Source organism: Providencia sp. PROV236 (assembly GCF_033676985.1).
GTDB classification, from domain to species: Bacteria; Pseudomonadota; Gammaproteobacteria; order Enterobacterales; family Enterobacteriaceae; genus Providencia; species Providencia manganoxydans.
On the sequence record NZ_CP096297.1, the window covers coordinates 995,347 to 1,007,981 of the forward strand.

Annotated in this window: 11 protein-coding genes; 10 read left to right on the forward strand and 1 reads right to left on the reverse strand. The window is 41.6% G+C overall.

From position 1 onward, the window contains the following. Nucleotides 1-6 precede the first annotated feature (6 nt). Complete coding sequence (gene pepD / locus M1E96_RS04325) at nt 7-1,467, reverse strand: beta-Ala-His dipeptidase (RefSeq protein WP_272580306.1); 1,461 nt, start codon at nt 1,465-1,467, stop codon at nt 7-9. A gap of 531 nt (nt 1,468-1,998) precedes the next feature. Here pepD and gpt point away from each other — a divergent pair. The 10 genes from gpt (at nt 1,999) to recA (ending at nt 12,612) form a co-directional block, all read left to right on the forward strand. Then, nucleotides 1,999-2,463: a xanthine phosphoribosyltransferase gene (gene gpt, locus M1E96_RS04330; RefSeq protein ID WP_070926518.1), complete on the forward strand. Its 465-nt coding sequence runs from the start codon at nt 1,999-2,001 to the stop codon at nt 2,461-2,463. Nucleotides 2,464-2,625: 162 nt separating this feature from the next. After that, the gene (gene frsA, locus M1E96_RS04335; protein ID WP_337979810.1) at nt 2,626-3,876 is read left to right on the forward strand and encodes an esterase FrsA; all 1,251 of its coding nucleotides are present in this window, start codon (nt 2,626-2,628) and stop codon (nt 3,874-3,876) included. A 69-nt stretch (nt 3,877-3,945) separates the two neighbouring features. Next, complete coding sequence (gene crl, locus M1E96_RS04340; protein ID WP_070926514.1) at nt 3,946-4,347, forward strand: sigma factor-binding protein Crl; 402 nt, start codon at nt 3,946-3,948, stop codon at nt 4,345-4,347. A 115-nt stretch (nt 4,348-4,462) separates the two neighbouring features. After that, nucleotides 4,463-5,566, forward strand: coding sequence for a glutamate 5-kinase (proB, locus tag M1E96_RS04345; RefSeq protein ID WP_070927033.1), 1,104 nt, complete (start codon nt 4,463-4,465; stop codon nt 5,564-5,566). Nucleotides 5,567-5,568: 2 nt separating this feature from the next. Then, entirely contained in the window at nt 5,569-6,822 is a 1,254-nt protein-coding gene (proA, locus tag M1E96_RS04350) for a glutamate-5-semialdehyde dehydrogenase (protein WP_070926512.1), read from the forward strand. Between the two features lie 145 nt (nt 6,823-6,967). Continuing rightward, nucleotides 6,968-7,465 carry a shikimate kinase AroL gene (gene aroL / locus M1E96_RS04355; RefSeq protein ID WP_369427381.1) on the forward strand — a complete coding sequence of 166 codons (498 nt, stop codon included), beginning with the start codon at nt 6,968-6,970 and terminating at the stop codon, nt 7,463-7,465. 110 nt (nt 7,466-7,575) lie between these two features. Beyond that, a complete protein-coding gene (aas, locus tag M1E96_RS04360) occupies nt 7,576-9,720 on the forward strand; it encodes a bifunctional acyl-ACP--phospholipid O-acyltransferase/long-chain-fatty-acid--ACP ligase (protein ID WP_272580304.1) in 2,145 nt (714 codons plus the stop codon). Between the two features lie 4 nt (nt 9,721-9,724). Further along, nucleotides 9,725-10,918 (forward strand): lysophospholipid transporter LplT, encoded by a 1,194-nt coding sequence (gene lplT / locus M1E96_RS04365; RefSeq protein ID WP_272580303.1) that lies wholly within the window; start codon nt 9,725-9,727, stop codon nt 10,916-10,918. Between the two features lie 19 nt (nt 10,919-10,937). Beyond that, on the forward strand, nt 10,938-11,441 hold the full coding sequence (pncC, locus tag M1E96_RS04370; RefSeq protein WP_272580302.1) for a nicotinamide-nucleotide amidase: 504 nt from the start codon (nt 10,938-10,940) through the stop codon (nt 11,439-11,441). A 106-nt stretch (nt 11,442-11,547) separates the two neighbouring features. Continuing rightward, a complete protein-coding gene (gene recA / locus M1E96_RS04375) occupies nt 11,548-12,612 on the forward strand; it encodes a recombinase RecA (RefSeq protein ID WP_070926502.1) in 1,065 nt (354 codons plus the stop codon). Nucleotides 12,613-12,635 lie beyond the last annotated feature (23 nt).

Sequence of the window (12,635 nt, forward strand, 5' to 3'; positions counted from 1 at the left end):
TTAAAATTAGTTTTTAACTGGGATTGCTTTTAAAACAGCTGTCAATAATTTCCAATATTCACCGACACTCGCGATATGTACTCGCTCATCAGGTGAGTGTGCGCCACGAATGGTTGGGCCAATAGAAACCATATCCATATCAGGGTAAGGTTTTTTGAATAAGCCACATTCCAATCCAGCGTGGATCACCATGACATTAGGTGTTTTACCAAACAATTTTTGGTATGTCTCACTGACTAAATGCATGACTGGTGAGTCTGCATCTGGTTGCCAGCCCGGGTAGCTCCCCTCGGCTTTATACTTAGCCTGTGCAAGCTTACTGATTGATGTCAGCATGTTAACAACATAGTTTTTGCCGCTATCAATTAATGAACGAACTAAGAAGATCACTTCAGCTTGCTTGTCTGTCATTGTTACAACACCTTCATTAAGGGAAGTTTCAACAACGCCTTTTGCCACATCGCTCATACGGATAACACCATTTGGTGCCGCATTTAAGAAGAATACAAAGCGTTTTTGGCAGTCTTCAGTGAGAGCTTGTAGCTTTGTTTGCGTTTCTTCTAATAGCAGGACTAAATTTGGTTCAACGACGGCTAATTCATTTTTTAAGATACCTTCATAACGCGCTCTGAGTGCAGTTAATTCAGTCACTTTATCAGCAGGAACCGCAATAATGACATGTCCTTCACGAGGGATCGCATTACGAACGGTACCACCGGTAAACTCCAGCAGTTTTAAGCCAAGATCTTCTTGGTGTCCTGCAAGGAAGCGTGCCAGTAGCTTGTTAGCGTTGCCTAAACCTAAATGCACATCACCACCTGAGTGACCGCCTTTTAGACCTTTCAACGTCATGGTAAAGGTTTTATAACCTTGTGGGATGGCTTCACGAGCTAAATCAAAGGTGACTGTGAAATCCACGCCCCCTGCGCAACCCATGTAGATTTCGCCTTCTTCTTCTGAGTCAGTATTGATCAGTATGTCTGCTTGTAACCAACCAGCTTGTAGGCCAAATGCGCCATCCATACCAGTTTCTTCGGTCATGGTTAGCAATACTTCAAGTGGGCCATGTTCTACACTATCATCAGCTAAAACTGCGAGTGCAGATGCCATACCTACACCGTTATCTGCGCCAAGAGTGGTCCCTTCGGCGGTTACCCATTCTCCGTTGATATAAGGACGGATTGGATCTTTAGTAAAATCATGAACGGTGTCATTATTTTTCTGTGGAACCATATCTAAGTGAGCTTGTAAAACAACGGCTTTACGATCTTCATAGCCTTTGGTTGCTGCTTTACGGATCAAAATATTACCAACTTGGTCACGTTCTACGTGAAAACCTTTTTGTTTTGACCATTCAATAATATGTGTTGCTAGCGCTTCTTCGTGATGTGACGGATGGGGGATTGAACAAATTTTAGCAAAAATATCCCATAATGGCTGTGGTGACAGTTTAGCGAGTTCAGACACGTTAGATCTCCTAATACGACTTTGGTTATAACTCATTAGGCTTCAAGTAACAGCACCTTGCGTTAAGGTATGGTGACGGCGTTCACTGGCATCAGTCGCATACTGATGTACGCGACTCGCGATCCATTCACTTGCCGCCTAGCTGCACCTCGAATTATTTAGAGTATACATGTTCGAAATACTTTAACTTGCTGTACTAATTTGAAAAATAATAGCTTTGTTTATAGTAACCACTATAGTGTTTTTTTATTACTTCTAGTCGTTCACTCTTTTACAGTTTAGCTGTATCTCAAATTAGATAGAGCACAGTAATTTATTCTGTGAAAAAGGCATGGTGAAGTGATTCAAGCCATACAACTGATTATCTCAGCATACACCTTAATGCGATAAATAGTCAGTGTAAATGATATTAATTGATCTCAATTATCCGTTTTTGCTGGTTTTTAGCGAACCAAATCACTATAATCTCGCGCAACGTTTTTTTCCGCAAGACACATTTCAGTTTTACTCAGCTGTCGGGACCCAAATTTTATGAGCGAAAAATATGTCGTAACGTGGGATATGTTGCAAATACATGCCCGTAAACTCGCACAACGTTTACTACCTGTCGAACAATGGACTGGTATCATCGCTGTTAGCCGTGGTGGCCTTGTTCCTGGTGCGCTTCTCGCACGTGAACTGGGTATTCGTCATGTCGATACTGTATGCATTTCTAGCTATGATCATGATAACCAACGTGACCTCAACGTGATTAAGCGTGCCCCAGGTGATGGTGAAGGCTTTATTGTTATTGATGACCTTGTTGATACTGGCGGCACTGCTAAAGCAATCCGCGATATGTATCCAAAAGCACACTTTGTGACTATCTTTGCAAAACCAGCAGGCCGCCCATTAGTTGATGATTATGTTGTGGATATTCCGCAAAATACATGGATTGAACAACCGTGGGATATGGGCGTTGTATTTGTTAAGCCTTTGTGTGAGCAGGATAAGTAATCATTATTGTTTAGAGTATAAATAAAAGGTAATAATTGACGTTAGGATAGAAGAAATACCCTATTAACACATTATTACCTAATAAATTAAAACATAAAACGATATGATAGGGGAATGCGATGGCATTCCTTTTTTATTTAGCTCAACCAACAGGTTATCTAAATGACTCAACAAAATCTTTCCGAAAAACTGTTCAAGCCAAAAGTTAGGCAGACCGAAACATCGACACTGGTTTCATACTCTGCTTATAGCCCACCGATTATAAAAAGTCATTCTGCGCTCAGTGGTACGCAACATGCAGGCTGGTACCGAATGATCAATCGCTTAATGTGGATCTGGCGTGGTATTGATGCTTTAGAAATAGAAGAGGTTTTGAGCCGTATTGCGGTTACTGATGCAGAGCGTAGTGATAATAATTTACTTGATACTATTATCGGTAATCGGCGTGGTAATTGGTGTTTTGAATGGTCAAACCAAGCGATGCGCTGGCAACAAAATGCATTACAGTTTGAAAGTGGCGAGCAAGCCAGTCGAGCATGGTTACGTGCAGCAAATTTATACAGTATCGCGGCATACCCTTTTATTAAAGGTGATGAATTAGCGGACCAAGCGATTGTATTGGCTTGTAAGGCTTATGACAGTGCTGCACAGTTTTCACGTTATAAGTTGAAGAAAATTTCATTTAAGATTGATGGTAATAAAGAGGTTTGTGGCTTTTTACATATTCCATCAACAGGCCAAGGCCCATACCCGACAGTGATGATTTGTGGCACGCTTGATAGTTTGCAAATTGATTACTGTCGCTATTTCCGGGAATACCTTGAACCTCTTGGCATTGCCATGCTGACATTGGATATGCCATCTATCGGCTATTCAGTTAAATATAAACTCTCACAAGAAACGAGTGTTTTACATGAGCAAGTCGTTAGGCAATTAGATACCATCCCTTGGATCGATCATACACGCTTTGGTCTTATTGGCTTACGCTTTGGGGCAAATATAGCCTTAAGATTAGCTTATATGTGCCCTGATAAAATTAAAGCGGTTGCTGCATTGGGGCCTATTGTTCATAGTTTATTACATGAAGATAAATATCAAAGCGATATCCCTCGAATGGAGTTAGATGTTTTTGCTAGCCGTTTAGGGATTTACTACGTAGATGGTGCGGCACTTCGACATGAGCTAAGTTGTTATTCATTAAAAAATCAAGGGCTTTTAGGTCGTAGGAGTCAAGTGCCAATGATGTCGGTGCATTGGAAGAATGATATTTATAGTCCAAAAGCGGAGTCGGATTTAATTATTCGATCATCTATGGACAGCCATTTATTAACACTTCCAGCTAGCCCAGTTTTTGAAAATTTTCAACGAGCACTCAGTGAAACGACAGATTGGCTAAAAAGTAAAATAGTTTAATTTTATTTAATAACTTGATTATTTTTTAACTTTTGTTAAAAAGGGATCTCTCAACAAGGAGATCCTTACATGGCTTTACCAACAGATTACTCTAACGGAAAGTATTTAAAAAAGTTTGCTGCTTTGGGACCTTATTTACGAGAAAAGCAATGCTTAGAAGGCAGCTATTTCTTTGATAGCCTTGCTGTTTGTGTCAACACCAATATTGCGCCAGAGAAGAGGGAGTTTTGGGGCTGGTGGATGATACTATCACCAAGTGAAGAGGGATTTGAGTATTCATATCATCTTGGGCTATACAATAGCCATGGTAGCTGGCAAGCAAAGCCACTAAAAGACCATGCAGTTACTGATTTTATTGAGCAAAATCTTTTATCCTTTCACCAATCCCTCTCCAAACAATTTTCTGAACTTGAGCTTACTTTGTTTCCTTCTGCGCAAATGGCAGAATTTAAACTGGAATTAAGCGCATAAATTTGTTTTAGACCAACTTTTGTTTAATTTTGCGTTATGCCTGTTGGCATAACGCTCTCCAGCTGATAAAAATGGTATCTACTTTGTATTTGTTAATCCTAATGGCAGAAAAATGATGAAAAATAGCCAAACAGTGGTGGTTAAATTAGGAACCAGTGTGTTAACTGGGGGCTCACGCCAATTGAATCAGGCACATATTGTTGAACTGGTTAGGCAATGCGCACAGCAATATGAAAAAGGACACCGTATTATTATTGTCACCTCTGGCGCCATTGCAGCTGGTCGTGAACACCTTAATTACCCCGAACTCCCCGCAACCATTGCATCTAAACAGTTACTTGCTGCGGTAGGGCAAAGCCGCCTTATTCAGTTATGGGAACGGCTCTTTTCTATCTATGGTATTCATATCGGGCAAATGTTACTTACTCGGGCTGATTTGGAAGATAGAGAGCGTTTTTTAAACGCCCGAGATACATTACAAGCACTGTTAGATAACGGCATTGTTCCTGTGATCAATGAAAACGATGCGGTCGCAACGGCTGAAATCAAAGTGGGTGACAATGATAATTTATCAGCACTTGCTGCTATTCTTGGTGATGCAGACAAACTATTACTGTTGACCGACATCGAAGGGCTGTATGACTCAGATCCTCGTAGTAATCCCAATGCAAAATTGATCCCTGAAGTGTATGGGATCAATGATGAGCTACGTGAAATGGCTGGTGGTAGTGTTACAGGGTTAGGCACAGGGGGCATGGCGACTAAGTTGCAAGCTGCTGATGTTGCTGGGAGAGCCGGAATTGATGTCATCATTGCTGCGGGTAATAAGCCTGATGTGATCAGTGCAGTGATCGACAACATCCCTGTGGGAACGCGTTTTTATGGTCATAAAAATCCAATGGAAAATCGTAAACGTTGGATCTTTGGTGCGCCAGCCGCCGGCGATATTTATATCGATGATGGCGCACAACTTGCTATTATGGAAAAAGGCAGTTCGCTGCTCCCTAAAGGCATCAAAAAGATTGAAGGGGATTTTTCTCGTGGAGCTGTCGTGCGTATACGAAATCTGGCAGGTAAAGATCTGGCGCATGGTGTCAGCCACTACAATAGTGATGCATTAAGAATGATTGCAGGTCATCATTCACAAGAAATAGGCAGTATACTGGGTTATGAACATGGGTCTGTGGCTGTCCACCGCGATGATATGATAGTGAGTTAATTATGTTAGAACAAATGGGAAAAGCAGCTCGTGAAGCCTCATGGCAACTGGCTCAACTAAGTACCAAACAAAAAAATGCAGCTTTAGAGCAAATTGCTGATTTACTGGAACAAGAAAGCGCGACTATTCTTGAAGCCAACGCGAAAGATATCGAACAGGCGCGTGCAAATGGCATGACACCAGCACTGCAAGATAGACTGTTACTGACACAAGAGCGCCTGAAAGGTATCGCCGATGATGTACGTAAAGTATGCCAGCTGGCTGATCCTGTCGGGCAAGTCATTGATGGCAGTCAACTGGATAACGGGCTAAATTTACAGCGACGTCGTGTGCCTCTAGGGGTGGTTGGCGTAATTTACGAAGCACGTCCGAATGTGACTGTTGATGTTGCTGCTCTGTGCTTAAAAACAGGGAATGCGGCGATCTTGCGAGGTGGTAAAGAAACACATAACACCAACTTAGCCGTAACAGCAGTCATTCAAAAAGCACTTAAAAATTGCGGCATTTCAGCGGATGCCATTCAGGCGATTAATAACCCTGATCGCGAATTAGTCGCACAGTTATTAAAATTAGATCGCTATGTAGATATGTTAATTCCGCGAGGTGGTGCAGGATTACACAAATTATGTCGTGAACAATCTACGATCCCCGTGATCACCGGTGGGATTGGTGTTTGCCACACTTTTGTTGATCAATCTGTAAATTTTGATAAAGCAATCAGCGTGTTAATCAATGCCAAAGTACAAAGGCCAAGTGCATGTAATTCACTCGAAACTGTTTTAGTACATGAAAAAATCGCGGCTGAATTTTTGCCTGTGTTAAGCCAAAAAATGGCAGAGCAGAAGGTGACATTACACGCGAGTGTGCAAGCGATGCCATACTTAAAAAACGGCGCAGCTAAAGTGGTTGAGGTGTTACCTGAGAATTTAGTGGATGAATGGTTATCTCTTGATCTGAATGTTGAAGTGGTCTCTGGTATTGATGCTGCTATCGACCATATTCGTACTTATGGTACTGCACACTCGGATGCGATTTTAACGGAGTCTATTAGCCAAGCAGATTACTTTATCCAACGAGTTGATTCAGCGGCTGTTTACGTCAATGCGAGTACAAGATTTACTGATGGCGGGCAGTTTGGTTTAGGTGCTGAAGTTGCAGTGAGTACACAAAAATTACACTCTCGAGGCCCGATGGGGTTAGATGCACTAACGACTTACAAATGGATTGGCTATGGCGATTTTCTTAATCGTGCGTAATATTTAAAACAATAACGATTGAGCCACACAGCAATATGTGTGGCTTTGTTTTTTATAATTATTTGTCGTTTTTTAGCACTGAGCAATAGAATTTAAAATAAGTGGCGCAAATACCATAATAATCATGACGATGGGATGAATATTAATGTTTTACATTATCGGTCCAAGAGGTTCAGGAAAAACAACAATCGGTAAACAGTTGGCGGAACAAAAATCGTATCAATTTATCGATACTGATAAATTGATTGTTGAGAGGGCAGGAACCAGTATTGCACAAATTGTTGAGCAGCATGGTTGGGACTATTTCCGTCATTTAGAGAGTGAAGTACTAAAATCAATTTCTCAGCCTAACTCAATAGTTTCTACTGGCGGCGGGATTATTCTGTCAGAAGAAAACCAGCGTGTTATGCGTGATAACGGCACAGTTATCTATTTGAGGGCCAAACCAGAGATCCTCGCAGAAAGGTTAGCAGCAGAGCCACAAGCAGATCAACGGCCAAGTCTCACTGGTAAATCGATGATAGAAGAAATTGCCGAAGTTATGTCACAAAGAGAACCTCTTTATCGAGCAACTGCGCATCATGTTGTCGATGCAGGGCTGCCGATTGATACAATAATTAGCCAATTAACGCATTTGGCGTAAGTATTGCAGCCTTTTTTCTCTTTTAGGAATAAACTACTTAGAGGCTTTTGATTTTCAGGACATAATTATCGATTGGAATGATAAAAGAAATGACAATATAGGGATTCATTATGCTGGCAAATGTGCTTAAGGCAGTACTTAGATTTTTATTTCGAGTTCGTTTGGTTGGTGATGAAAAAGAACTCTATCAAGAAAAGTGTTTGATTACACCTAATCATGTTTCATTTATCGATGGGGTGCTAGTTGCGCTTTTTTTGCCTATAAAACCTGTGTTTGCAGTTTACTCGACATTCGCAACACCAAGAATGATCAAGTTGCTTAAGCCATATGTTGATATTGTTCCTCTCGATCCTGCAAACCCGCTAGGCATCCGCCAACTAGTTAAAGAAGTCGAAAAAGGCCGTCCAATCGTCATTTTTCCTGAAGGCCGGATCTCTGTTCATGGCTCTTTAATGAAAATCTATGAAGGCGCTGCATTTGTGGCGGCAAAGTCTGGAGCCAAAGTGGTTCCTATGCGTATCGAAGGGGCTGAGCGTAGCCACTTTAGCCGCCTAAAAGGGATCATTCCACTGAAATGGTTTCCCACTATCACACTGCATATTTTGCCCGCAGAAACGATCCCTATGCCAGAAGCGCCTAAAGCCGTGGAGCGCCGTCGTTTAGCGGGTATACATTTATACAGCATTATGAAATCTGCACGTATGGCCTGCCGTCCTCAAGTGACGTTAGTTGAAGAGTTCCTCAATAGTGTAAAACGCTTCGGTCGACGTGCGCCTTGCATTGAAGATATCAATTTTAAAGAAGATAGCTATCAAGGGCTATTAAAAAAATCATTAGGAGTAGGGCGGATCATTGAGCGCTATACCCATGAAAATGAACGTATTGGCTTATTGCTCCCTAATACAACCGTCACCGCAGCTGCCATATTTGGCGCATTAATGCGTGGACGTGTGCCTGCCATGTTAAACTATACAGCTGGTAGCCACGGCATCAGTAATGCACTGAAAGCCTCTCAAGCAAAAGTTATTTTTACCTCTCGCCAATTTCTTGAAAAAGGCAACTTGACACATATCCCTGAGCAAGTCACAGATGCGAGTTGGATTTACCTTGAAGATCTCAAAGACACAGTCACCCTAAAAGATAAGCTTTGGATCGTAAAACATCTTTTCATGCCAAAGAAAGCCGTGTTACCTCGTAAAGCAGAAGATGAAGCAATTGTTTTGTTTACGTCTGGCTCTGAAGGTACTCCGAAAGGCGTTGTGCATAGTCATGCGAGTTTAATGGCGAACGTTGAGCAAATTAAAACAATTGCTGATTTTACGCCTAGAGATCGTTTTATGTCATCATTGCCATTATTCCATGCGTTTGGATTAACGGTCGGCTTATTGATCCCTGTATTTTCAGGAAGCAGAGTCTTTTTATACCCAAGCCCTCTTCATTACCGGATCATTCCTGAATTGGTATATGACAAAAACTGTACCGTGCTATTTGGTACATCGACCTTCTTAGCAAATTATGCACGTTTTGCTCATCAATATGATTTTGCAAGATTACGTTATGTCGTTGCTGGTGCAGAAAAATTATCAGACAGTACTAAGAAAATTTGGTTTGATAAATTTGGTATTCGCATTTTAGAAGGTTATGGTGTAACAGAGTGCGCACCAATTGTTTCAATTAATGTGCCTATGGCATCGAAAGAAGGCACCGTAGGGCAAATATTGCCACAAATGGAATCACGGATTATCCCTATTTCAGGGATTGAGAACGGCGGTAAACTGCAATTAAAGGGCCCTAATATCATGAAGGGCTACTTACGTGTAGAAGCTCCGGGGGTTCTTGAACTACCTTCAGCGGAGAATCAACAAGGTGAGCAAGAGGCTGGTTGGTATGATACAGGTGATATCGTGGTTCTTGATGAGCTTAACTACTGTACTATCAAAGGTCGAGTGAAGCGATTTGCGAAACTTGCAGGTGAAATGGTATCTCTTGAAAGTATTGAGCAAATGGTCTTTAGTTTATCGCCGAATGCCCATCATGCTGTGGTGACTAAGCCAGATAGCAGCAAAGGGGAAGCTCTTGTTTTGTTTACGACCGATAAAGAGCTTGATAGAAGCTCGCTTTCCTCAGCAGCAAAAGAGAAAGGCTTAACTGAATTAGCAGTACCAAGAGATATTCGTATTGTTAAAGAACTCCCCGTACTTGGTTCAGGTAAAACGGATTTTGTGACCTTAAAACAAATGGCGTTAGAGGGATAATCGTATGCAAGATGTCAACGCGCCATTAATGAGCCGAGGAATGAAAGCGGTATTGGCTTCTCAATTCCTATCTGCTTTTGCTGATAATGCTTTGTTATTTGCCATTTTAGCTCAGTTAAAAGCGGAGTTTTACCCTGAATGGAGCCATCCAGTACTGCAAATGGTATTTGTGTTTACCTATATCATACTCGCTCCTTTTGTTGGACAAGTCGCTGATCGCTTTTCGAAAGGGCGGGTAATGTTATTTTCAAACTTATTTAAGTTTGCTGGCGCGCTTGGGATTTGTTTAGGACTTAATCCATTCTTATGTTATGGGCTTGTTGGTATTGGTGCAGCGTCATATTCACCAGCTAAATACGGTATCTTAGGTGAACTGACGAGCGGTGATAACCTCGTTAAAGCCAATGGCGTGATGGAAGCTTCAACAATTGCTGCAATTTTAATTGGTTCTGTCGTTGGTGGGATCCTCTCTGATATCCATTTGATGTTAGCGCTTGGCACTTGTGCTGTACTCTACGCATTAGCTGTCATTGCGAATATTTATATCCCACGCTTAGCTGCTGCGCGCCCAGGTAAAGGCTGGCATTTTAAACTGCTATTGATCGATTTTTGGAATGCTTGCCGTACATTATGGTCCAATCAAGAAAGCCGTTTTTCTTTGGTAGGAACCAGTATGTTCTGGGGAGCGGGTGTGACACTGCGCTTTTTATTAGTAGCATGGGTGCCTGTCGCATTAGGATTACAAGATAATGCTACCCCTACTTACCTGAATGCGGCGGTTGCGATCGGGATCGTGGTTGGTGCAGGTCTGGCGGCGAAATTTATTACATTAAAAACAGTATCACGCTGTATCCCAGCAGGAATTGTGATTGGTGTGATGGTGGTATTACTTGCTCTGCAAACAAACATTTTTCCATCTTATGTTATTTTAGCGGTTTTAGGTATTTTTGGTGGCTTGTTTGTTGTCCCTCTCAATGCATTGCTCCAAGAAAAAGGTAAAGAAACTGTTGGAGCGGGTAACGCAATAGCGGTGCAAAATCTAGGCGAAAATAGCGCCATGTTAATCATGTTAGGGCTTTATTCTTTGGCAATGAAAGTGGGATTATCGGTTGTCAGCGTAGGAATTGGTTTTGGTACTGTTTTTGCTGTCGCCATTGCTGGGTTGTGGATTTGGGATCGTACTCGCAAAAAGTCATAATACAAAGGTAAACAATCAAATGAAAAATGAAAGTGACCTCGAAACGCTAAGTATTCAGCTTGGGCAATTGCTAAAAAAACAGGGTAAAACGATAACTTGCGCTGAATCATGCACTGGCGGATGGATTGCAAAAGTAGTGACGGATATAGCAGGAAGCTCAGATTACTTTCATCGCGGCTTTGTGACATATAGTAATGAAGCCAAACACCAAATGATTGGTGTTACAGAGAATTCATTGCAAAAATTTGGTGCTGTGAGTGAGCAAGTAGTGACTGAGATGGCACAAGGTGCACTCAAAGTAGCTGGAGCGGATTTTGCTGTTTCTGTCAGTGGTATTGCAGGTCCCGGTGGAGGAAGCGATGAGAAACCTGTAGGCACCGTGTGGTTTGGATTTGCTAAAAAACAACCTACAGGAACGATAGAAATTACCACTAAGCATTGTCTTTTCCAAGGTGACCGATACTCAGTTCGTTTGCAATCAACTCGTTACGCATTAGAGACACTTTTAAAAATCATTAGATAAAAATTTTCTTGATACTGTATGATTATACAGTATACTTAGTACCAACAAACCGAATTCAATCGTTCTATTTGCAGTGGGGCAGTCCATTGCACCAAAGGGAGTGAACATGGCTATCGATGAAAACAAACAAAAAGCACTAGCTGCGGCGTTAGGTCAAATTGAAAAGCAATTTGGTAAAGGCTCTATTATGCGTCTAGGTGAAGACCGCACAATGGATGTTGAAACTATTTCAACAGGTTCTTTATCTCTTGATGTCGCTTTAGGTGCTGGTGGCTTGCCATTAGGTCGTATTGTTGAAATCTACGGGCCAGAGTCTTCAGGTAAAACAACCCTGACTCTACAAGTGATCGCCGCAGCACAACGCAGTGGTAAAACATGTGCATTTATCGATGCTGAGCATGCTTTAGACCCAATCTATGCAAAAAAATTGGGTGTTGATATCGACAACTTGTTATGTTCTCAGCCAGATACAGGTGAACAAGCGCTTGAGATTTGTGATGCATTGACGCGTTCAGGTGCCGTTGATGTTATCATCGTTGACTCAGTGGCTGCATTAACACCAAAAGCTGAGATTGAAGGTGAGATTGGTGATTCACATATGGGGCTAGCAGCTCGTATGATGAGCCAAGCAATGCGTAAACTCGCTGGTAACCTAAAAACCTCGAATACGTTACTTATCTTTATTAACCAAATTCGTATGAAAATTGGGGTAATGTTTGGTAACCCAGAAACAACAACTGGCGGTAATGCTCTAAAATTCTATGCATCTGTGCGTTTAGATATTCGTCGTATCGGTGCAGTGAAAAATGGTGAAGAGATCGTCGGTAGCGAAACACGTGTTAAAGTCGTTAAAAACAAAGTTGCAGCACCATTTAAACAAGCTGAATTCCAAATCCTATATGGAGAAGGGATCAATACCTTTGGTGAGCTGATTGACTTAGGTGTGAAACATAAGCTGATTGAAAAAGCAGGTGCTTGGTATAGCTATAACGGCGATAAAATCGGGCAAGGTAAAGCTAATTCGACGACTTATCTTAAAGAGCACCCTGAGATTGCCAACGAAATTGATAAAAAGTTGCGTGAAATGTTATTAACTCATACAGGGGAATTTCAGAGTGCAGCAACTGATTATATCAGCGACTCCGATGAAGAAGTTCCTGAAGAATTTTAATGCTTAGTTATTGATTTGATAAA

Bases quoted from the DNA above. Each gene is read 5' to 3' on its own strand.
- proB (WP_070927033.1), top strand. From the start codon at position 4,463: ATGAAAAATAGCCAAACAGTGGTGGTTAAATTAGGAACCAGTGTGTTA.
- aroL (WP_369427381.1), top strand. From the start codon at position 6,968: ATGTTTTACATTATCGGTCCAAGAGGTTCAGGAAAAACAACAATCGGT.
- recA (WP_070926502.1), top strand. From the start codon at position 11,548: ATGGCTATCGATGAAAACAAACAAAAAGCACTAGCTGCGGCGTTAGGT.
- proA (WP_070926512.1), top strand. From the start codon at position 5,569: ATGTTAGAACAAATGGGAAAAGCAGCTCGTGAAGCCTCATGGCAACTG.
- gpt (WP_070926518.1), top strand. From the start codon at position 1,999: ATGAGCGAAAAATATGTCGTAACGTGGGATATGTTGCAAATACATGCC.
- pncC (WP_272580302.1), top strand. From the start codon at position 10,938: ATGAAAAATGAAAGTGACCTCGAAACGCTAAGTATTCAGCTTGGGCAA.
- crl (WP_070926514.1), top strand. From the start codon at position 3,946: ATGGCTTTACCAACAGATTACTCTAACGGAAAGTATTTAAAAAAGTTT.
- aas (WP_272580304.1), top strand. From the start codon at position 7,576: ATGCTGGCAAATGTGCTTAAGGCAGTACTTAGATTTTTATTTCGAGTT.
- frsA (WP_337979810.1), top strand. From the start codon at position 2,626: ATGACTCAACAAAATCTTTCCGAAAAACTGTTCAAGCCAAAAGTTAGG.
- lplT (WP_272580303.1), top strand. From the start codon at position 9,725: ATGCAAGATGTCAACGCGCCATTAATGAGCCGAGGAATGAAAGCGGTA.